The sequence below is a fragment of the Pacificibacter sp. AS14 genome (assembly GCF_038899935.1).
Classification (GTDB): Bacteria; Pseudomonadota; Alphaproteobacteria; order Rhodobacterales; family Rhodobacteraceae; genus Celeribacter.
This window is the reverse complement of sequence record NZ_JBBMQI010000005.1, coordinates 42761-62739: the sequence shown is the minus strand read 5'-3', so window position 1 is coordinate 62739 and position 19979 is coordinate 42761. Positions and strand designations below refer to the sequence as shown.

19 protein-coding genes are annotated in these 19979 nt (G+C 52.8%); 10 read left to right on the top strand and 9 right to left on the bottom strand.

Annotated features, from left to right (window positions below; genetic code table 11):
* Complete coding sequence (locus tag WNY38_RS07110; protein WP_342856640.1) at positions 1 to 882, bottom strand: hypothetical protein; 882 nt, start codon at positions 880 to 882, stop codon at positions 1 to 3.
* Positions 883 to 1481: 599 nt separating this feature from the next.
* Here WNY38_RS07110 and WNY38_RS07105 point away from each other — a divergent pair.
* The gene (locus WNY38_RS07105; protein WP_342856639.1) at positions 1482 to 1715 is read left to right on the top strand and encodes an EF-hand domain-containing protein; all 234 of its coding nucleotides are present in this window, start codon (positions 1482 to 1484) and stop codon (positions 1713 to 1715) included.
* 112 nt (positions 1716 to 1827) lie between these two features.
* On the opposite strand, the gene leuD is transcribed toward WNY38_RS07105, so the two are convergent.
* Both leuD and leuC read right to left on the bottom strand, forming a co-directional pair.
* The gene (gene leuD, locus WNY38_RS07100) at positions 1828 to 2433 is read right to left on the bottom strand and encodes a 3-isopropylmalate dehydratase small subunit (RefSeq protein WP_342856638.1); all 606 of its coding nucleotides are present in this window, start codon (positions 2431 to 2433) and stop codon (positions 1828 to 1830) included.
* An 11-nt stretch (positions 2434 to 2444) separates the two neighbouring features.
* Positions 2445 to 3854 (bottom strand): 3-isopropylmalate dehydratase large subunit, encoded by a 1410-nt coding sequence (gene leuC, locus WNY38_RS07095; RefSeq protein ID WP_342856637.1) that lies wholly within the window; start codon positions 3852 to 3854, stop codon positions 2445 to 2447.
* Between the two features lie 298 nt (positions 3855 to 4152).
* On the opposite strand from leuC, the gene WNY38_RS07090 reads away from it, so the two are divergent.
* From WNY38_RS07090 to WNY38_RS07060, 7 genes are all read left to right on the top strand, one after another.
* Complete coding sequence (locus WNY38_RS07090; protein ID WP_342856636.1) at positions 4153 to 5463, top strand: mechanosensitive ion channel domain-containing protein; 1311 nt, start codon at positions 4153 to 4155, stop codon at positions 5461 to 5463.
* Positions 5464 to 5643: 180 nt separating this feature from the next.
* Positions 5644 to 6042, top strand: coding sequence for a ribosome silencing factor (gene rsfS, locus WNY38_RS07085; protein WP_342856635.1), 399 nt, complete (start codon positions 5644 to 5646; stop codon positions 6040 to 6042).
* An 11-nt stretch (positions 6043 to 6053) separates the two neighbouring features.
* Positions 6054 to 6524, top strand: coding sequence for a 23S rRNA (pseudouridine(1915)-N(3))-methyltransferase RlmH (gene rlmH / locus WNY38_RS07080; protein WP_342856634.1), 471 nt, complete (start codon positions 6054 to 6056; stop codon positions 6522 to 6524).
* A 136-nt stretch (positions 6525 to 6660) separates the two neighbouring features.
* Positions 6661 to 8187, top strand: coding sequence for a 2,3-bisphosphoglycerate-independent phosphoglycerate mutase (gene gpmI, locus WNY38_RS07075; RefSeq protein ID WP_342856633.1), 1527 nt, complete (start codon positions 6661 to 6663; stop codon positions 8185 to 8187).
* The gene (locus WNY38_RS07070; RefSeq protein WP_342856632.1) at positions 8184 to 9314 is read left to right on the top strand and encodes a peptidase M23; all 1131 of its coding nucleotides are present in this window, start codon (positions 8184 to 8186) and stop codon (positions 9312 to 9314) included. The genes gpmI and WNY38_RS07070 overlap by 4 nt, the downstream gene beginning before the upstream one ends.
* Before the next feature lie 73 nt (positions 9315 to 9387).
* Complete coding sequence (locus WNY38_RS07065) at positions 9388 to 10716, top strand: S41 family peptidase (protein ID WP_342856631.1); 1329 nt, start codon at positions 9388 to 9390, stop codon at positions 10714 to 10716.
* A 57-nt stretch (positions 10717 to 10773) separates the two neighbouring features.
* Positions 10774 to 11250, top strand: coding sequence for an RNA pyrophosphohydrolase (locus WNY38_RS07060; RefSeq protein ID WP_342856630.1), 477 nt, complete (start codon positions 10774 to 10776; stop codon positions 11248 to 11250).
* 17 nt (positions 11251 to 11267) lie between these two features.
* Here the strand turns inward: WNY38_RS07060 and WNY38_RS07055 are convergent, their stop codons facing one another.
* The 5 genes from WNY38_RS07055 to dapE all read right to left on the bottom strand — a co-directional run bounded on the left by WNY38_RS07055 (position 11268) and on the right by dapE (position 17074).
* The gene (locus WNY38_RS07055; RefSeq protein WP_342856629.1) at positions 11268 to 12533 is read right to left on the bottom strand and encodes a lytic murein transglycosylase; all 1266 of its coding nucleotides are present in this window, start codon (positions 12531 to 12533) and stop codon (positions 11268 to 11270) included.
* 83 nt (positions 12534 to 12616) lie between these two features.
* The gene (gene rnr, locus WNY38_RS07050; RefSeq protein WP_342856628.1) at positions 12617 to 14872 is read right to left on the bottom strand and encodes a ribonuclease R; all 2256 of its coding nucleotides are present in this window, start codon (positions 14870 to 14872) and stop codon (positions 12617 to 12619) included.
* A 38-nt stretch (positions 14873 to 14910) separates the two neighbouring features.
* The gene (locus WNY38_RS07045; RefSeq protein ID WP_342856627.1) at positions 14911 to 15492 is read right to left on the bottom strand and encodes a TIGR04282 family arsenosugar biosynthesis glycosyltransferase; all 582 of its coding nucleotides are present in this window, start codon (positions 15490 to 15492) and stop codon (positions 14911 to 14913) included.
* 17 nt (positions 15493 to 15509) lie between these two features.
* Positions 15510 to 15935 carry a GNAT family N-acetyltransferase gene (locus WNY38_RS07040; protein WP_342856626.1) on the bottom strand — a complete coding sequence of 142 codons (426 nt, stop codon included), beginning with the start codon at positions 15933 to 15935 and terminating at the stop codon, positions 15510 to 15512.
* Positions 15932 to 17074 (bottom strand): succinyl-diaminopimelate desuccinylase, encoded by a 1143-nt coding sequence (gene dapE / locus WNY38_RS07035; protein ID WP_342856625.1) that lies wholly within the window; start codon positions 17072 to 17074, stop codon positions 15932 to 15934. Before dapE ends, WNY38_RS07040 begins: the two co-directional genes overlap by 4 nt.
* Before the next feature lie 334 nt (positions 17075 to 17408).
* Between dapE and WNY38_RS07030 the strand changes: the two genes are divergently transcribed.
* Both WNY38_RS07030 and WNY38_RS07025 read left to right on the top strand, forming a co-directional pair.
* Positions 17409 to 18497 (top strand): Hint domain-containing protein, encoded by a 1089-nt coding sequence (locus WNY38_RS07030; protein ID WP_342856624.1) that lies wholly within the window; start codon positions 17409 to 17411, stop codon positions 18495 to 18497.
* A 55-nt stretch (positions 18498 to 18552) separates the two neighbouring features.
* A complete protein-coding gene (locus WNY38_RS07025; protein WP_342856623.1) occupies positions 18553 to 19608 on the top strand; it encodes a transporter substrate-binding domain-containing protein in 1056 nt (351 codons plus the stop codon).
* 3 nt (positions 19609 to 19611) lie between these two features.
* Here WNY38_RS07025 and WNY38_RS07020 read toward each other — a convergent pair whose 3' ends face one another.
* Complete coding sequence (locus WNY38_RS07020; RefSeq protein ID WP_342856622.1) at positions 19612 to 19968, bottom strand: hypothetical protein; 357 nt, start codon at positions 19966 to 19968, stop codon at positions 19612 to 19614.
* Positions 19969 to 19979: the final 11 nt, after the last annotated feature.

Genomic DNA, 19979 nt, shown 5'->3' with positions numbered 1-19979 from the left:
TCACGCTGGCATGGGGTCAAGGTCAGCCGCAGCATAGGTTTGGCGACGCTTGCCCTCGACCATATTGGCCACGCGACCCATCGCGATGCCGCGCATAAACAAAGAGGACGGCAAAAAGGCCCATGCTGCCACCAGCCAAATCATCGATTGGTAGTTCCCCACAGCCATTGCCCCAAACAGATTAGAGGCCGAATGAACGACCGCAGGAATAACAAACGGCAAAGCAAAGCCAAGAATGATATTCACCCGTGCGTCACGTTTCAGCCGCGACACCACATCGCCACCCGCCGTCGGATCAAAGGTCGGAAGGTTAATCCAAACATTGAAGGACCCCGATTTCGAGGGCCAGCGGCGACGTTGTAAAAGAAGTAAGAAAATCATCAGCGACACAAGCGACGTCAAATATGACACGCCAGCACAGACGCGCATCAAAGTGATATGATGCTCTGCGGTGCCTTCGGGCAAAGCCTGCACCATCAAACGCACGGGAGAATAATGAAAATCAAGGACATAGCCAATCAGCGCGCCGACAACTGTTACGAATTCACTGAAAATTGTCGGCGATGAGATACCGCTACAAATCGTCGTCAGCAAAAAAATCGTCACGAAAAGCGACAAGAACCGCACGCGATTGAACGGCGGTGCATCGCGGAATTCGACCAAACCTGGGTAGGGAGACGTATATTCGAAAAAAGTCAGGGCTGCGCCGAAGAGGGCAACAAGTGCAACAACTTGAGCTGAATCAGCAGACACGTTTGGAAGCAAAAACGACGGCATAGCGATCAACGCCACGACGAAAATAGAGCGCACGAATGCGCCAACCACACGGTTAAACACTGCCCATTTCCCTTCAAACTGGCCATGCGTGATACGATGCCACACACTTTTTCCATTTTGATTTTGCCAATAATGGCGAACTGCCTCAATATTGCCCAATTTTTGCCTTCTTTCATCTTTGCCAGCAAGTGATCATTAAGGTTAACGCGGAAATTAAGGCCGTTTCATGGACAAAACGGTGCGATTTTGCATCATTATCAACGGTATCTGGTCAAATCAGCCGACCTAAATCCTTGTGAATCGCAAGACTGAGGTGGCCGCGCAGCGTCAAAAAAGGACCATCGCTCAAATTTTCATAAAAAAATTCCAGTTTTTGAACGCTGTCAGGATCGGCAAATCACCGCCCAATGCTCCAAAGTCACTTCAACACATGGAAAAAAGCATAAACACGCCGAAGGGCAGTGCGTAACACCGCCGATTTGGCCAAGTTTTCGCTTTTTTCAAATCAAGACCTCCTGACCAATTTGCGAACTCTTGCTGGCAATAGGCAATTATCTGCATCGGCAATAAATCTCTTTTATTATTTATATTCAATGGGTTGAACGAATCATCCACTTGGAGCACCTCTATCAACAGCGGCACAATGTCGTTCAGTACTGTGAACCGCGCCAGTTCGGCGCATACCTAATATAAGGATAAACGAAATGAAAAAGATCGCACTCACCATCGGTATGACATCTCTTCTCGCAGCCCCTCTTTTTGCACAAGCTGCAATCGAAGATACAGACGGAAGCGGCGCTTACTCCTTTACAGAAGTCGCTGCAGCTTACCCTGACGTGACAGAAGAGACGTTCCTCGCCATTGATACGGATGCCAGCGGCGAAGTGTCTGACATTGAACTCAGCGTTGCCTTGGGCGAAGAAATGACCACGGAATAAGGGGCAAGCCCTTTTGGTCGACTATTTTATCGCCAAACGCACAACGGCGGCCCTAGGGCCGCCGTTGTCGTGTCTCACATGCCCGTTAGGGGCAATATTAAGAAGCAATGTGTTACACCCAAGGACGGTCTTTTTGCATCGACGCTTCAAAGGTATCGATAGAAGCCTTTTTCGCCAATGTCAGACCAATGTCGTCGAGGCCTTCCAGCAAACAATGCTTTTTGTGCGCATCGACGTCGAACGCAAATTCTTGGCCGTCTGAGGTCGTGACTGTTTGCGTTTCAAGATCGACAGTCATGCGTGCATTAGAGCCTTTTTCAGCATCATCCATCAACACATCGACCACATCCTGCGGCAAGACGATTGGCAAGATGCCGTTCTTGAAGCAGTTGCTGAAGAAGATGTCAGCGAAAGATGTGGAGATCACACATTTGATGCCAAAGTCAGCGATCGCCCAAGGCGCGTGCTCGCGTGATGAGCCACAACCGAAGTTGTCGCCCGCCACAAGAATTTCCGCGCTGCGGTACTGAGGTTTGTTGAGAACGAAGTCCGCAATCTCAGTGCCGTCACGGTTAAAGCGCATCTCATCAAAGAGGTTCGCGCCAAAGCCTGTGCGTTTGATCGACTTCAAGAACATCTTTGGGATGATCATGTCGGTGTCGATGTTGACAAGTGGCATAGGTGCCGCAACACCATTGAGTGTTTGAAATTTTTCCATGGTGCCTCTCCTTACATCAATTCACGAACATCGGTCAGGCGACCGGTGAGCGCTGCGGCTGCGGCCATGCCTGGGCTGACAAGGTGCGTACGACCTTTGTAGCCTTGGCGACCCTCAAAATTGCGGTTCGATGTGGATGCACACCGCTCGCCTTCGGCCAATTGATCAGGGTTCATCGCGAGACACATAGAACAGCCCGCCATGCGCCATTCAAAACCAGCGTCTTTGAAAATCTGAGCAAGGCCTTCTTCTTCGGCTTGCGCACGCACAAGACCAGACCCAGGCACGATCATCGCGCGCATGCCGTCTTTGATCTTTTTGCCTTTGAGGATCTCAGCGGCAGCGCGCAAATCTTCGATACGGCCGTTTGTGCAAGATCCGATAAAGACGGTATCGATTTCGATGTCTGTCAATTTCTGACCCACTTCGAGACCCATGTAAGCGATGGAGCGACGCACCGCGTCCACTTTACCGCCTTCAAAGCTTTCGGGCGTAGGCACAACGCCAGTGATTGGCAGAACGTCCTCAGGAGAGGTGCCCCAAGTCACAACAGGCGAGATGTCTTCGCCTTTGAGCGTCACAACTTTGTCGAACACAGCGCCTTCGTCAGTGAATAGTGTTTTCCACCACGCCAAAGCTGCATCCCACTGTTCGCCTTTTGGCGCATGTGGGCGACCTTTTACGTAAGCATATGTGGTCTCGTCAGGTGCAATCAGACCAGCGCGCGCGCCGCCTTCAATCGCCATGTTACAAACCGTCATGCGGCCTTCCATGGACAGATTGCGGATCGCTTCGCCCGTGTATTCGATCACATAGCCAGTACCGCCACCGGTGCCAGTTTCGCCGATCACAGCCAAAGTGATGTCTTTCGCGGTCACACCGGGCTTCAACTTGCCAGTGATTTCCACTTTCATGTTCTTGCCTTTACGCTGGATCAGCGTTTGAGTTGCAAGAACGTGCTCGACTTCGGATGTGCCGATGCCGTGGGCCAGCGCGCCGAATGCGCCGTGTGTCGCTGTGTGGCTGTCACCACAAACAACAGTCATGCCGGGCAAAGTCCACCCTTGCTCAGGTCCAACAATGTGCACGATACCTTGGCGAACGTCAGACACGGGGTAGTAGTGAATGCCGAATTCTTTCGCGTTGGTGTCGAGCGCACCAACTTGGATGCGGCTCTCTTCGGTCATTGTCGCGGGGTCTGCGCGGTCCAGTGTTGTTGGAACGTTGTGATCTGGAACCGCGATTGTTTTATCGGGTGCATGCACCGTGCGGTTCGTCATGCGCAGGCCTTCAAAGGCTTGCGCTGAGGTCACTTCGTGAACGAGGTGACGATCGATGTACAACAAAGTGGTGCCATCTTCGGCTTCGTGGGCTACGTGCGCATCCCAGATTTTATCATAGAGTGTCTTCGGGGCGGTCATATCGCTCTCCGTTGATGGGTCAGAAGGAAAATTTGAACGTGTTTGTGGCATGCCGATCAGGCACGCGACAGCGTGGCTTAGCCCCGTAGTTGGGCCAGCACCGAGAGCGACGCACCATGGAACCGCCAAGGCAGCCGCGCGCGATCATCCATATCAAAAACACGTTTCATGTGGTGTGACATAGAGGGTTGCGCTGAGTCTCGCAAGGGTTTGCGATGCGGACCGCACAGATCAAGCTGCCTCGCGGGTTGCTCGCAAGGTATGTGCTGTGCCAAGCTGACAAAAAAGGACCGCACTTTTGGAACCGAGCCAGTTTAGCGATATTCTATTAACCACCAGTGGAGAAGCGCTGACGTTTCTCAAAGGGTTGAGCCGCAAATGGCAACTCTATCAAGTCATCATCTTGATCGTCTCACTGGGCACAACTTGGTTGGTTTCCAATGTTTTGCGCTCCAAAATGCGCGACTGGATGCGCACGCTGGCTGGGCGGCCAAAATGGCAGTTGCGCTGGCTTTTGCAAATCGAAAAACGGCTTTGGCTGATCCTGAGCGTACTATTGCTATGGGCGATTTTCAAAGTGATGCAAGAGATGACATGGCCGTCTCGATCCTATTTGATCGGCATTGCGGCCCGCATGGGCACGGCTTGGCTGATGATAGGGCTTACTGGACGTTTGGTTAAAAACCGATCTTTGCGCCGCGTGGTCACGTGGTCGCTTTGTGTCTATTTCGCGCTTTATTACCTGAATCTACATATGCGTGCCGCTGATTTTTTGGACTCTCTTGCGATCACGTTTGGCGACTTTAGTGTCTCATTGCTCGACATCACAAAGGCTTTGATTGTCACAAGCCTGCTGTTCACTTTGGCGCGCACCACGTCCGTTCAGGCCTCGAATAGTATTCGCAAAAATGACGACATTTCACCCTCGATGCGGGTGCTGATGGTTAAGATGTTGCAGGTTACCCTTTACGCCTCTGCCGCCTTTATCGGACTCAAAGCCGTGGGGTTTGATCTGACAGGTCTGGCTGTCTTGTCTGGGGCGATTGGGGTCGGTCTTGGATTTGGCTTGCAAAAAGTCGTGTCGAACCTTGTGTCTGGCATCATCATTTTGCTCGATAAGTCGATCAAACCGGGTGATGTGATCTCGCTTGGGGAAACCTTTGGGTGGATCAATACTTTGGGCGCACGCTATGCCTCTGTTGTCACCCGTGATGGCAAGGAATACCTGATCCCGAACGAGGACCTGATCACAAACCAAGTGGTGAACTGGTCGCACACCAATTCCTTTGTGCGGCTCGATATCAACTTTGGCACTGCCTACGGCGACGACCCGCACCTGGTCCGCCAAGTTGCCATCGACGCCGCCAATTCCATTGACCGCATTCATAGAGGCAAACCCACCGTTTGTCATATCGTTGGGTTTGGCGACAGTTCTGTGGATTACGTGCTGCGGTTTTGGATCACAGACCCCACAGGCGGACTGACGAACGTACGTGGAGCTGTGTTTTTGGCCCTTTGGGATGCTTTCAAAGAAAACAACATTTCGATCCCGTTCCCACAACGCGAGGTACGAATGTTGGATGATAACCCAGAAAACGGCGAAACATAGGCATATAGGGGAAAAGCCTTGCCCCCTGCCCTTTCCAAACGCGCCCAGACTATATAGATACGCGCGCTGTACCCCTGCAAACGGGCGAGAATCGAGAGCGTTGAGATCGACCTCTTTGGATGCTAAACTCTTCACAGGCCAACGTCGGGCTAAAACGGCGCATTATTTAAAGGGTCAATCATGACTGACGCGACACCGAATACATCAGACGCAAAATTTGGCGGCAAGCTGATGCTCGACTTTATCACGGACCACCTTGAGGCTGAAAAAGCCGAAGAGATCGTGACCATCGACTTGGAAACCAAATCTTCCATGGCTGATTACATGGTTGTTTGCTCTGGTCGCTCTGCGCGTCAAGTCGGCTCTTTGGCTGAAAAACTGTCCGCAAGCCTCAAGATCGAACACGACATTTTCTCTCGCATTGAAGGCAAATCGGCTGGCGACTGGGTGCTTTTGGATGCTGGCGACGTGATCGTTCACATTTTCCGCCCTGAAGTGCGCGAATTCTATCAGCTCGAAAAAATGTGGCTGTCATCGGATGAAGCGACTGCTTTGATGTCAGCGCGCCCTGAATCCTAAGGGCAGGCGTCGTGAAGGTTCATATCTGCGCCATGGGGCGGCTTCGTAGCAGCCCTGAAGCGACCCTAATCGACGATTACACCACACGATTTGACAGAAGCGGGCGGGCCTTAGGGCTTGGTCCGCTGTCGATCCATCAACTCGAAGACAAAAAGGGCGGCGGCATGAAGGCCGAAGCCGAAATCATCAGTCGCGCCATTCCAAGCGGCGCGCTGATTTGCACACTGGATGAGCGCGGCAAAACCCTGTCCTCGCCAGAATTTGCTGGCAAGCTCGGCGATTGGCGCGACAACGGGCGTCAAGACGTCGCCTTTATCATTGGCGGCGCTGATGGGATTGATCCCAGTTTGCGCGCACAGGCCGATTTTTCGATCTCTCTAGGCAAAATGGTCTGGCCGCATATGCTGGCACGGGTGATGCTGACCGAACAGCTGTACCGCGCTGCTTCTATTTTGGCCGGCGCGCCCTACCACCGAACCTAAAGAGTCCCCTTCACCTCAAAATGGTATCGAGACGAAACGCATTAATCGGCGATTTTTCGTCACCCATTGCGAGTAGAGGTTCACCAAAGCCCGCCAGCACGCTAGAAGAGGCCAAGTGAAATCCGAGGAGCCTCTCATGTCCGCACCCAAACCTGTCGTCCTTTGCATTCTAGATGGCTGGGGCCAACGCGATGAGATCGAGGGCAATGCCCCCGCGCAAGCCAACACACCAGCATATGATCGCCTGATGTCCACCTGCCCAACGGGGGCTTTGATCACCTTTGGTCCAGACGTTGGTCTGCCTTCTGGTCAGATGGGCAACTCAGAAGTTGGGCACACTAACATTGGCGCAGGCCGTGTTGTGGCGATGGATCTTGGGCAAATTGATTTGGCCATCGAAGATGGGTCTTTCTTTGAAAACGCCCAAGTCGTAGCCTTTGCGCAGACGCTTAAAAAGACAGGCGGCACCGCGCATTTGATGGGCGTGGTTTCAGACGGCGGCGTTCACGGCCACATCGTGCACACGCTGGCCGCAGCCAAAGCGATTGCCAGCCACGGCGTTCCTGTTGTGCTGCACGCGATCACCGATGGTCGCGATGTGGCCCCGAAATCTGCTGACCGCTTTATGCCTCAACTGGTCGAAGGCCTGCCAAAAGGCGTGCGCATCGGCACTGTGATTGGACGCTACTTTGCACTGGATCGTGACAATCGCTGGGAACGCGTGTCCCAAGCTTATGAGGCCATCGTCAACGCCACAGGCATGCAAGCAGCGGACACAGCTATTGACGCGGTGACCGAGGCCTACGCCCGCGGCGAGAACGACGAATTCATCAAAGCGACTGTGATTGGCGATTACGCAGGTGTTGAGGATGGCGACGGGTTCTTCTGCCTTAATTTTCGCGCCGACCGCGCCCGCGAAATTCTAGCGGCTTTGGGCCAACCCGATTTTGATGGGTTTGAAACGGATGATCGCCCTAAGTTCGCGGCAATGCTGGGCATGGTGGAATATTCCAGCGCCCATAGCGCCTATATGACGACTGCCTACCCGAAAAAGGCGCTCGTCAACACGCTTGGCGAATGGGTGGCAAAACAAGGCAAGCGTCAGTTCCGTCTGGCTGAAACCGAAAAATACCCCCATGTCACCTTCTTCTTGAACGGCGGCAAAGAAGTCCCCGAAAAGGGCGAAGACCGCTTCATGCCGCAATCCCCGAAAGTGGCCACCTACGATTTACAGCCTGAAATGAGCGCCCCCGAAGTGACCGAGAAATTCTTGGAAGTGATCGATGCGGGCTATGATTTGATCGTCACAAACTACGCCAACCCCGACATGGTCGGACACACTGGCGATTTGGGCGCAGCGATGAAAGCCTGCGAAGCGGTTGATGCAGGTCTAGCCCGCGTGATGGAAGCGCTGGAACGCGTCGGTGGCACGATGATTGTCACGGCAGACCATGGCAATTGCGAAACCATGATCGACCCTGTAACTGGCGGCGCGCATACGGCACATACAACGAACCTTGTGCCTGTTGCATTGTTCAACGGACCCGATGGGGCAACGCTGCGCCAAGGTGGTAGGTTGGCTGATTTGGCGCCCTCGCTTTTGGATCTCATGGGCTTGGATCAACCCGCCGAGATGACTGGCGAAAGCTTAATCCAACGATGATTACATTGCGCGCTCTTGGGTTGATTTTGGGACTATGTGCAGCCAGTGCCGCGCAGTCCCAAGACGCGACCCCAGCAGCGCTCGCGGAAGCCGCATTGGCACAATTTTCCGCAGCCCAAAGCCAACTCGACGCCGCCAACGCCGCCACAGATCGGGTCAAGGCCCTAACTGGAGTGATCAAAGCTTATGAAAGTGGCCTTGAGGCGATGAGAGCAGGCCTAAGGCAAGCCGCATTGCGCGAAAGCGAAATCGAATCAGCCTTTCAAAACGAAAGTGGGCAGGTCGCCAACCTATTGGGTGTGTTGATCAATTTGCGCCCCGATGCCTCTCCTGCAGCCCTTGTACATCCCACTGGTCCGATTGGGCACGCTCGCGCAGGCATGTTGGTGGCCGCAATCACCCCCTCAATGCAGGCCCAAACCGAAGAATTGCGGACAAGACTGCTGGAGGTCTCGATCCTGCGCGAACTTGAAGGCGAGGCTTTGGTTGTTCTGGAAGCGGGCTTGAAGAACGTCCAAACAGCCCGCACGGATCTCAGCCAAGCCATGTCGACGCGTACAGATTTACCGCGCCGCTTTGTGGCGGACCCTGAGCGCGTGCAAGAGTTGATCAACGGCTCTGAGACGCTCGAATCTTTTGCCTCCAGCCTAGCTGTTATGGATGTGGTGGATGGGTTATCAAACTTGCCCGATTTGGAGTCCGCAAAAGGCACATGGCCCTTACCCGTGCAAAGTCGCTTATTGCGCGGTTTCGAGGAACCGGATGCAGCAGGGGTCAAACGTCCCGGTTGGGTTTTAGCCGCGCGGCCTTTATCACTGGTTGTAACCCCTTGGCCTGCAACTATCCGCTATCAAGGCGCATTTTTAGACTACGGAAATGTGATCATACTTGAGCCAGGAAATGACGTATTGTTGGTGATTGCTGGGTTAGAAGAAGTGTACGGTGACATTGGCTCGGTCATTCCAGCGGGCTCTGCTGTCGGTTTGATGGCAGGTGCGTCGCCTGATCTAGAGGCCTTTGTCACAAATGCTACACAAGGGACTGGCGCAGGACTTACTGAGACGCTTTACATAGAAGTGAGAGAAGGCGGGAAGCCCGTGGACCCAAACCTATGGTTTACGCAATAAGTTACAGGAGTTAGCTTTTGGCTTCCTTTGCTGAACAAGAGCCCCTTTATTGGGCTGAAAAGAGGAAAGACGTATGAGAAAATATTTGATGGCAGGCGTGGTCGGTGTTTTGGCAGGTACGCTTGTGTCGACGCAATTTGCAGGCCCGTTGATCGCGCAAGAGGCCTCGAAGACCTCAAACGTCTACGAACAGCTTGACCTTTTTGGTGATGTCTTCGAACGCATTCGTGCGCAATATGTCGAAGAAGTTGATTCTGAAAAGCTGATTGAATCTGCGATTGATGGTATGCTGTCGTCTCTTGATCCGCATTCCTCTTATTTGTCACCAGATGACGCCGCCGCGATGCGCGTACAAACCTCTGGGTCTTTCGGCGGCTTGGGCATCGAGGTCACGCAAGAAGAAGGCTTCATCAAAGTCGTATCGCCGATGGATGGCACCCCAGCTGATATCGCAGGTGTCGAAGCGGGCGATTTCATAACGCAAGTTGATGGCGAAAGCGTCTTGGGCATGACCCTGAACGACACGGTCGCCTTGATGCGTGGTCCCGTTGGCGAAGAAATCATCATCACTGTTGCCCGCGAAGGTGTTGATGAACCGTTTGATATTTCCATCATCCGCGATGTGATCAAATTGACGGCAGTGCGTGCGCGTGTTGAAGGCAATTCTATCGTGCTGCGCGTGACGACCTTTAACGATCAGACCTATCCGAACCTCAAAGACGGTTTAGAGAAAAGCATCGAAGAACTGGGCGGCATGGACAATGTTAACGGCATAGTTGTCGATCTGCGCAACAACCCTGGTGGATTGTTGGATCAAGCGATCATGGTGTCCGACGCTTTCTTGGAAACTGGTGAAATCGTCTCGACCCGTGGTCGCGATCTTGAGCAAAGCGAACGTGTAAACGCACATGCCGGCGATCTGGCAGAAGGAAAACCCATCGTTGTTTTGATCAATGGTGGCTCGGCTTCTGCCTCTGAAATCGTGTCCGGTGCCTTGCAAGACCACCATCGCGCGATCGTTGTCGGAACGAAATCTTTCGGAAAAGGGTCTGTTCAAACAGTGATGCCACTACGCTCAGATGGCGCAATGCGCTTGACCACTGCGCGCTACTACACGCCATCCGGTCGCTCCATTCAGGCGCTCGGCGTGTCCCCTGACATCATCGTCGAACAACCTCCACGCGCCCCAGAAACGGATGAGATCGAAGATACCCGTGCTCAACGGACTGAAGCGGATTTGCGTGGATCTTTGGACAACGACAGCTTGACCGAAGATGAAATTTTGCAGATCGAAGCAGATCGCGAAAAAGCGGAACTTGCGGCAAAACTACGCGATGAGGACTTCCAACTCGCTTATGCCATCGACCTGTTGCACGGCCTGTCTGCTATCGGCGGTAAATAATGTAACCTGCGGGAGCGTTATTGCTCCCGCAGCCCTTTTTTTGACGGACGCCTTATCATGACACTTGATCCCAAAACTCTTCCCTACCGCGCTTGTGTGGGCGTGATGCTCATGAACAAAGATGGCGATATCTTCGTGGGTGAGCGCATCGACACACCTGGCGCTTGGCAAATGCCACAAGGTGGGGTCGACAAAGGAGAAGACGCGAAAGAGGCCGCTTTTCGCGAACTTTGGGAAGAGACCGGCGTCGATCCCGAACACGTTAATTTACTGGCCCAGACTTCTGATTGGCTGACTTATGATTTGCCAGACCACCTGCTCGGCAAAGTCTGGAAAGGCAAATATCGCGGTCAAAAACAACTGTGGTTCTTGATGCGCTTCAACAGCACCGATGACAAAATTTCCATCGCCTCAGAGCACCCCGAGTTTTCCCAATGGAAATGGTCTGCGCCAACCAATTTGGTGTCCGAAATCGTCCCGTTCAAAAAACACATTTATGAAGCCGTAGTCGCGGAATTCGCACCACATCTTTGATGCGCATTCCCGCAAGATTACTTGAGATGCCCCAAAAGCGTCTTTGATGGATACCCATCTTGGGTGATGCCAATAGAGCGCTGAAAATCACGAATAGCGTTGATGGTGTTGGGGCCAATTAGACCATCCACTTTGTCATCCAAAAACCCTTTGCGTTTTAAAATACGCTGCATCTGCTTCTTCTCTTCGAACGACAATGGCAAATAGCCACGTGGCCAGCTGGCCTGAATTGGCGCACCACCGTTCAAACGATCCGACAGATGCCCAACACCAATCACATAGGCATCCGCCTTGTTGTAGCGCTCAATGACGGCAAAATTATCAAAGATCATAAAAGCCGCACCGGATGCGCCAGCAGGCAGCAAGATCGAGCCGCGTCCATAATTTGGAACCACCTTGCCATCGACGCCACGCACGCCAAGGTTGCCCCAATCGCCGGGCGCGCGTTTTGTGTCGCGCTTAGCCAAACTGTAGTCGAATCCAGCAGGAAGACGCACTTCAACACCCCAAGGTTGCCCTTTGGTCCAACCGTGACGGGCAAGATAAGCGGCTGTCGACGCTAAAGCATCCGTTGGATCATCCGACCAAATATCACGTTTGCCATCACCAGTGCCATCCACCGCAAAGGCCAAAAAGGACGTAGGAATGAACTGCGTATGCCCCATAGCACCTGCCCAGCTTCCGGTCATATTGCGCGGACTTGTATCGCCTGATTGCAGAATTTGGAGCGCCGCGATCAGTTGTGCCTCAAAGAAGCGCCCTCTGCGGCCGTCATAAGACAAAGTGGCCAGCGCTTGGATCACAGGTACATCCCCACGGGTCGCACCGTAAGCGCTTTCAACGCCCCAAATCGCCGCGACCACTTGTTTGTCGACACCGTATTTGGCCTCGATCGCCCTGAGCGTGCTGGCATGTTTGCGCATCGCGGCCACGCCGTTTTTTACCCGCACGGGCGACGCAGCGCTATCAAGATAGTCCCAAATTTGTTTGGTAAACTCTGATTGATGGCGATCTTTTGCGATCACACTTGCGTCGTATTTGACACCACGAAAAGCGCGATTAAGGGTGGTGTCTGAAATGCCTTCGCGCCGCGCACGGGCTTTAAAGCCGTCAATCCAACGCGCCAAAGCGGCGTCTTGTGTGGCAGAAATTTGATCCACGCTTTGAAACTCCGTCCCTGCCCCCATCTGGGGAAACCCACCAATAGGACCAGACTGCGCAAAGGCAGCGCTGCACCCCAAAACAAGACCGCAAACAACTGAAAACACACGTGAACCAACCATAACCACCACTCCATAACTTTTCTCAACCTAACGCGTTTAAGGGGCTCGCGAAAAGGCCGGAGAAAATTCTTGGCGGTTTGTCGCTAGCGTCTCTGGCGCGTGACCTTCTTTTGAATTTTGTCCCGTTTCGCCTTTGACCGCGCGTGTTTGCGCCCTGCTGGTTTGCCTCGCGGGCGTCGATTACTGCGCGGCATCTGCATGCCGTCCAAAGCCAAAACCTCAAGCTCAAGCCCGCCGGTCACCGGAACGGCATCCGCGATTCGCACGACCACTTTTTGCCCTATGGATAATGTGATCCCCGTATCAGCGCCCATTAATGTCTGCGTGTCAGCATCATAATGGAAGAACTCTGCCCCCATACTGCGCACCGGAGCAAGACCATCGGCTCCGGTTTCGTCCAGTTTGATAAAGGCGCCAAAGCTCTGGATGCCAGAAATATGCCCCGTCATTTCATTGCCGATGCGTTCACTCAAATAAGCCGCTAAATAGCGATCATTGGTGTCACGTTCAGCAACCATTGATCGTCGCTCAGTGTCTGAAATTTGCTTGGCCGTCTCGTCCAGTGATTGAATGTCTTGCGGGCTCAACCCGTCGTCACCCCAACCATGCGCAGACACCAAAGCCCGGTGAACGATCAAATCGGCGTAGCGACGAATGGGCGACGTGAAGTGTGCATAAGACCGCAAAGCAAGTCCGAAGTGGCCATAGTTTTGTTGGTGGTAGTAAGCCTGCGTCATCGACCGCAAGGTCGAGATATTGATCAACTCACTATGATCCGTACCCGCAGCTTGCGCCAAAAGACGGTTCAGATGCGATGTATGCAACACCTGACCTTTGGCCAAATTCAGACCTGAACCAAGCGCAACTTCGCGCAAAGCTTCCATTTTCTCGTCCGACGGTTCTTCATGCACGCGGTACAAAAGCGGCCGGTTTTTAAAGAACAATTCTTCGGCCGCCGCGACATTCGCCAGCACCATGAACTCTTCAATCAGCTTATGCGCATCAAGGCGTTCTGCAATCGCAACGGAGGACACCTTGCCATCTTCGCCAAGAACAATCTTGCGCTCAGGCAGGTTCAATTCCAACGGCTGACGGGCCTCACGGGCCAATTTAAGCGCGTCATAGGCCTCGTAAATCGGGTTGATCACTGTTTCCATAAGCGGCGCACAGGCCTCATTGGGTGCGCCATCTCGTGCGCGTTGCACCTCAGCATAGTTTAGTGAAGCTGCAGAGCGCATCAAACCACGAGTGAACTCGTGAGAGACTTTAGTCCCCTTGGCATCAATTTTCATTCGCACCGCAATGCATGGACGCGGAACACCTTCGTGCAAGGAACACAGATCACCAGACAGACGATCCGGCAACATCGGCACAACACGGTCAGGGAAATAGGTCGAGTTTCCGCGCAAGCGTGCTTCGCGATCGAGGGCAGAACCAGAGGTCACATAATGCGCAACATCGGCAATCGCGACCCAAAGAATGAACCCACCCACATTGGCTGGATCAGTGTCTAATTCAGCCCAAATCGCGTCATCGTGGTCGCGCGCATCCGCCGGATCAATCGTCACAAGAGGCACATCGCGCAGGTCTTCGCGACCGTCCATGCCGGCAGGCACAGCGGTATCCGCCATCTCGATCACGTCGTCAGGAAAGGCATCAGGAATGTTGTGTTGATGAATCGCGATCAATGACACTGCACGTGGCGCGGTTGGATCACCCAGACGCGCAACGATCCGCGCACGCGGGAGGCCCATGCGACCTTTGGGGCCGGTTTGTTCCGCCTCGACCAATTCACCGTCTTCAGCACCATTGTCCTGACCAGAGCTGACGATCCATTCTTTGCCAGCCCCCTTATCAATGGGAACAACGCGGCCACCTTCGGATTGCTTTCGGAAAATCCCAAGGATTTTCTCTGGGTTAGACCCGATTTTGCGCACCAAACGCCCCAAATAGGCATGATCTTCGCCTTGAACAACTTGCAGCTTTGCCAAGATACGTTCGCCCGCACCAAGCGCCACGTCGCCGTCTTTTTGCACCAACAGAATGCGTGGTTCAGGGCCTGTGCCGGTCCATTCCATTGGTCGCGCGAACAGATCGCCATCCGCATCCGGCGCCAAAACTTCCAAAACAGAAATGGGCGGTAACTTGTCAGGGTCGCGGTAGGTGTTGACCCGTTTGGTCAAATGGCCCTCAGCCTCAAGCTCTTTCAAGATGCGCTTAAGATCGATGCGCGCAGCACCTTTGATGCCAAAAGCTTTGGCAATATCGCGTTTCGCGGCTTTGGTCGGGTGCTCAGTGACCCAATCAAGGATCGCCTGTTTTGTCGGGATAATTTTCATAGGATGAAACTACCACGCTGTGCGGCGCTTCACCACACTCAAAAAGTGCGGCGCACTCGTGTTTGATATAGCCTCAAATCGTCAAGCGTATCCACATCACTCAACGTCTCGATCTGGGCCCAATCTATGCTTTTGGCACTCTGCTGCGTGTCATGGCGCGCGAACTGCGTGGACCACCTGACATTTTGGAACAGCCCAGCGGGGGCAAGCTTGGGGTGACGCAGGCCAACAAGCCAATATCCACCGTCTTCGGAAGGCCCCAAAACGCCCCGTTGCGACCCTAAAGCACTAAAAGAAGACATAATATGGTGCGGTTGAATATCTGGAATGTCAGCGCCGATGATGCAGGTCTTGGGTGCAGGAGACGCACGCAGCAAGCGCCCCATCCGCGCACCGAGATCACCACGGCCTTGCGGCATGCGCGTCAGATGTGACGGCCAAAACCGACTTGTTAGACCCTCGCGATCAGGGGACACCGCCAAAACGAGATCCCAACGGGGATCATCTAAGCGGCGGATCGTGGAGAGGGCTTGTTTTCGAAACCAGTTTGCGGCACGCACCATACCCCAATCACGCCCCAAACGGGTTTTCACGCGTCCGGGCACAGGTTCTTTGACCATGATGATCAGCCTAGGCTTCACAGTGCGACCACCATGTCATGATGAGGAATTCCACCATCCATATACTCGCCGCCCTGCACGGCAAAACCGAAGCGTTCATAGAATTTGATCGCATGATTTTGCGCACCAAGTTTGGCTTGTTTCAAGTGCGATCGCTTGGACAGCTCTGCAAGGCAGGCGTCAATCAGTTTGGCGCCCAGTCCTGTGCCGCGATGCGATTTTGCGACACAAACCCTACCAATTTTACCCACATCACCGACCTCATAAATGCGCGCCGTGCCAACGGGTGTTTGATTTTCATCACGGGCAATAAAGTGGACGCTTTGATCATCAAGATCATCCATTTCTTCTTCCATTGGGACATTTTGCTCATGCACAAAAACAGCAACGCGCAGTGCCAGACAATCGGAAATACCCTCGGCAATTTCAATTGTGACACTCATGCGAAATAGTCTCTAATCAGGCGCGAATAGATATTTTTGAGCGTGTGAATTTGATCCACATGAACATGCTCATCGACTTGATGCATGGTTTTGCCAACCAGACCAAATTCGACAACAGGACAGTGGTTTTTAACAAAGCGCGCATCAGAGGTGCCGCCCGAGGTGGACAGCACAGGCACAAGACCTGTTTCTGCTGTGACGGCTTTGGACAGCAGGTCTACAAAATCGCCTGGAGGTGTTAAAAAGCTATCGCCTGAAGTTTTGGTTTCCAGCGTGATATCTATGCCTGTTTCTTCGCTCGCTTTAGCGGCCTTTGCGGCCATCCATTTGGCAAGCTCAGCTGCGGTGTGGGAGTCGTTAAATCTGATATTGATCGTCGCTTTGCACATCGATGGGATCACATTGGTCGCAGGGTTCCCTGTGTCAAAGGTTGTAACCACCAAGGTCGATGGATCAAAATGTTCAGTGCCCTCATCCAAAACATGAGCTGACAGTTGGTCGATCAAATGCGCCAATGCTGGAATAGGGTTTTTTGCGCGGTGCGGATAGGCCGCATGGCCTTGAATGCCTTGCGCGGTAAAGAACCCAGTGACTGACCCACGACGTCCGATTTTCATCATTTCGCCCATGGTGTTCGGACAGGTTGGCTCGCCGACAAGACAATCGGTCATACGCTCATCATTGTCGTCCATCCAGTTCAACAAAGCGATCGTGCCATCATGGGCGTCGCCTTCCTCGTCACCTGTAATGGCGATCACGATCGCACCATTGGGCGGAGTTAGGGTCACAAAATCGACGGCAGCAGCCACAAAAGCAGCCACACCAGATTTCATGTCAGTGGCACCGCGGCCCCATAAAATTCCATTTTCAATCACAGCACCGAACGGATCCTTGGTCCAAGCCTGTTCGTCACCGATGGGAACAACATCTGTATGCCCATTAAAACCGAGTGATTTATCCGCGCCCTTGTCGCCCCAGCGTGCGAACAAGTTTGGCGTGCCGTTTCTATCAACCCGCGTGCAAACAAAGCCAGCTTTTGTCAGCATGTCTTCGAGCAAGACAAGCGCACCCGCTTCCACTGGGGTCACAGAAGGGCAGCGGATCAACGCTGCGGTGAGGTCTACGGGATCGATTGTCATCTTGGCGCTCCTAGTTTCTATATGGTTAGCGCGCCGTTGGCGCTTGAGCAATCGCAAGATTGTGGCGCAAAGGTAACATTTCAATGGGGAAGCGGCTTGCTGGCCAATGAAGCGGTTAACAAAATCTTAACGGCATGTTTTTATATAAAAAAGTGGGCAGGCTTGATCAGTACATCCGGATAACCGGGGACGATCAAAACAGGTTTCTAGTTTAATATTCACATCTGTGAGTTAATGTTATAGTGCGCGGTCTGCCTCAAATATGAGGCGCGAGTATGATACAGGCTACACGTTCGAACACCGCTTGCGGTACCAAAAACGGACGCTCAAAACTGTGAGCTGGATCGGCGCTAAAACGCGTGGTCAGCCCGCGATTTTTGATCCCAACGGATTGCAAAAAACTGCGTTTACAGGCGCTGTTCCGCGACGCCTTATGCCGCGTGGCACTATTGTTGTGGAAACGCTGTTCCCAGATCGATTTAACCAGCCTCTTGACTTAATCGATTACGAGCGCTGGCATAAGTACAGACGATCCATGCATATGGTGCTTGGCCCCAACGGACGCCTTTGGTTTGCCAATGAACAAGGTGCCAACTTAATGATGCCGTCGCTTGATCTTTCAGCGTGTCAAAAAGACACTCCCATTCGGATCAGCTTCGCTTGGGACGCCTACCAAAAACGCAGCTGGCTTTCTGCCGAAGACTTGGTGACTGGGCAAATCTATTCGAAAACTATCAACGCTGCCTACGCGCTTCCGATGGATGATGTCGCACGCATCTTATTTTGCAAAGATCGCCAATCCATCACTTCTGCGGTTTGTACGCTGTTTATTTCCGATCAAATTGAAGAATTGGGCTACACATCAGGTCTGTCAGCGGGCGCGCTGGTTGACACTGAAAACGGCCCGATGCCGATTGAAGACTTGTTGCACGGCGATCTCATTGTGACACAAGATTCAGGCTTAACCCCCCTTATCGCATTGATCAAAAGCGAGGTTCCAAATTTTGGATCCTATCGCAGCATCAAACTGCGTCAGCCATTCCAAAACTTGACACAAACACTGTCGGTTTCGAAGGACACCTACATCTTGACTGATGGCATTGATACTGAATATCAGTTTGGGTGCGAAACCGTCAGCCTTCGGGCTGAGCACATCGCGCCTTTCGTTCCGCGCTCGCAGGTCAAACACGCCCCCATAGCCACACGATATCACCTGCTCTTGAAAAATCAGAGTGCGTTTCAAGTGGCTGGCATTTCCGTGTTGTCGCTAGCAGCCCAACATGACGCCCGTGACACCGACCTCCATGCGCGCACACGGCTATCACACATAAACCCAAGCATGCTAACGCCCTCACAACGGCCAACCCCACGATTGTTGTATGAACATGAGGCAACTGCGTTGCTTTCGGATAGGTATCTTTAAAGTCAGATTGCCTTTTTACGTGAGGATATGCCATATGCGAACTGTTGGGGACACGATGAAAAAATATTTTACGATACTCTGTGCGCTCGCAGCTTGTTTCTTTGAAGCCAGCATCGCAAGCGCAGAAAATTTGACGGTCACAACTGTGACACGTCCACCGTTTTCGATGGTCGAAAACGGTAAGGACACCGGCTTTTCGATAGACCTTCTCGACGAGGTTGCGAACAATCTTGATTGGACATACTCGATCAACCGCGTTCAAAGTTTCGGTGAGATGTTAACGGCTGTCCAAGAGGGCACCGCAGACGCAGCCATTGCCAATATTTCCATTACCGCAAGTCGTGAAACGGTTATGGATTTCTCTCAACCAATTTTTGAAGCCGGTTTGCAAATCATGGCGCCGTCCGACCCGAACACAGGTTCGGTGTGGCATCTTTTGTTTTCAAAAGACTTGGTTCTCGCAATTTTTGGTGCCTTCGCGTTGCTGCTAGGAGGCGGCATGCTAATGTGGCAATTGGAGCGCAAGCATCAAGACTATTTTGATTTGAACGCACGCGAAGCCATGTTCCCAGCCTTTTGGTGGGCACTTAATTTGATCGTCAACGGCGGTTTCGAAGAACGTCAACCACGTACGCCTCTGGGGCGCCTGTTTGGCGTCATTTTGGTTATTTCGTCATTGTTCTTTGTCTCTGTGTTTGTTGCGAAAATCACTGCAGCCATGACTGTGGGTGCAATCCAAGCCAACGTATCCGACATCAACGATCTCTATAGCAAAAACGTCGGCACGATTATAGGCTCTACCGCAGCAGACTTTTTAGACAAACGCGATCTAGGGTACTCAGGGTTTTCCGACACAGGAACGCTACTTGAAGCATTCGAAAGCGAAGCGATCGACGCTGTGGTATTTGATGCTCCGATTTTGGCGTACTATGTGAATTCTCAAACCAACAATCGCGCGCGACTTGTTGGCCATGTATTTTTGGCCGAAAACTATGGCATCGCCTTTCCGTCAAATTCGCCACTGTCCGAGCAAATCAACCAAAGCCTTTTGGAGTTGCGCGAAGATGGCACCTATGATCGTATTTACAGAAAGTGGTTCGGTAACAGGTGAGCGTTACAGATCAAGATCGCGCGGTTCATCGCCAAAAAACGGTGTCATCTGCGCGACAACGACCGAATTTTCATCCAGCGCGCGCTGCATCAAAGCAGCTTCCTCGTCTGAAATATCGTGCCCCTCGGCCAAGCGCTCTTCCAAGGTGCCATACCCCGTAACATCCAAGGGCGCGAGGTCAGCTTGTTTTAGCAAAGCGACCGTTTCCCGCACGGCTTCGGCCTCATCCACACCTGAGGCATAGATCATCAACGCGCCACCGGTTGCGTTTTTGGGCAAGCCGTCATCAGCTTTACGACCCACTTCAACCAAAAGCGTATAAACTTTTTGGCGAGACGGTTTTTTCACTTTGTCAGTCATGGTGCAGCCTT

What these genes read in the sequence shown, in the direction of transcription:
- WNY38_RS07070 (WP_342856632.1), top strand. Translation starts at nt 8,184, where the DNA reads ATGATTACATTGCGCGCTCTTGGGTTGATTTTGGGACTATGTGCAGCC.
- WNY38_RS07105 (WP_342856639.1), top strand. Translation starts at nt 1,482, where the DNA reads ATGAAAAAGATCGCACTCACCATCGGTATGACATCTCTTCTCGCAGCC.
- WNY38_RS07025 (WP_342856623.1), top strand. Translation starts at nt 18,553, where the DNA reads ATGAAAAAATATTTTACGATACTCTGTGCGCTCGCAGCTTGTTTCTTT.
- WNY38_RS07020 (WP_342856622.1), bottom strand. Translation starts at nt 19,968, where the DNA reads ATGACTGACAAAGTGAAAAAACCGTCTCGCCAAAAAGTTTATACGCTT.
- dapE (WP_342856625.1), bottom strand. Translation starts at nt 17,074, where the DNA reads ATGACAATCGATCCCGTAGACCTCACCGCAGCGTTGATCCGCTGCCCT.
- WNY38_RS07060 (WP_342856630.1), top strand. Translation starts at nt 10,774, where the DNA reads ATGACACTTGATCCCAAAACTCTTCCCTACCGCGCTTGTGTGGGCGTG.
- rsfS (WP_342856635.1), top strand. Translation starts at nt 5,644, where the DNA reads ATGACTGACGCGACACCGAATACATCAGACGCAAAATTTGGCGGCAAG.
- leuD (WP_342856638.1), bottom strand. Translation starts at nt 2,433, where the DNA reads ATGGAAAAATTTCAAACACTCAATGGTGTTGCGGCACCTATGCCACTT.
- gpmI (WP_342856633.1), top strand. Translation starts at nt 6,661, where the DNA reads ATGTCCGCACCCAAACCTGTCGTCCTTTGCATTCTAGATGGCTGGGGC.
- rnr (WP_342856628.1), bottom strand. Translation starts at nt 14,872, where the DNA reads ATGAAAATTATCCCGACAAAACAGGCGATCCTTGATTGGGTCACTGAG.
- WNY38_RS07055 (WP_342856629.1), bottom strand. Translation starts at nt 12,533, where the DNA reads ATGGTTGGTTCACGTGTGTTTTCAGTTGTTTGCGGTCTTGTTTTGGGG.
- leuC (WP_342856637.1), bottom strand. Translation starts at nt 3,854, where the DNA reads ATGACCGCCCCGAAGACACTCTATGATAAAATCTGGGATGCGCACGTA.
- WNY38_RS07045 (WP_342856627.1), bottom strand. Translation starts at nt 15,492, where the DNA reads ATGGTCAAAGAACCTGTGCCCGGACGCGTGAAAACCCGTTTGGGGCGT.
- WNY38_RS07040 (WP_342856626.1), bottom strand. Translation starts at nt 15,935, where the DNA reads ATGAGTGTCACAATTGAAATTGCCGAGGGTATTTCCGATTGTCTGGCA.
- WNY38_RS07065 (WP_342856631.1), top strand. Translation starts at nt 9,388, where the DNA reads ATGAGAAAATATTTGATGGCAGGCGTGGTCGGTGTTTTGGCAGGTACG.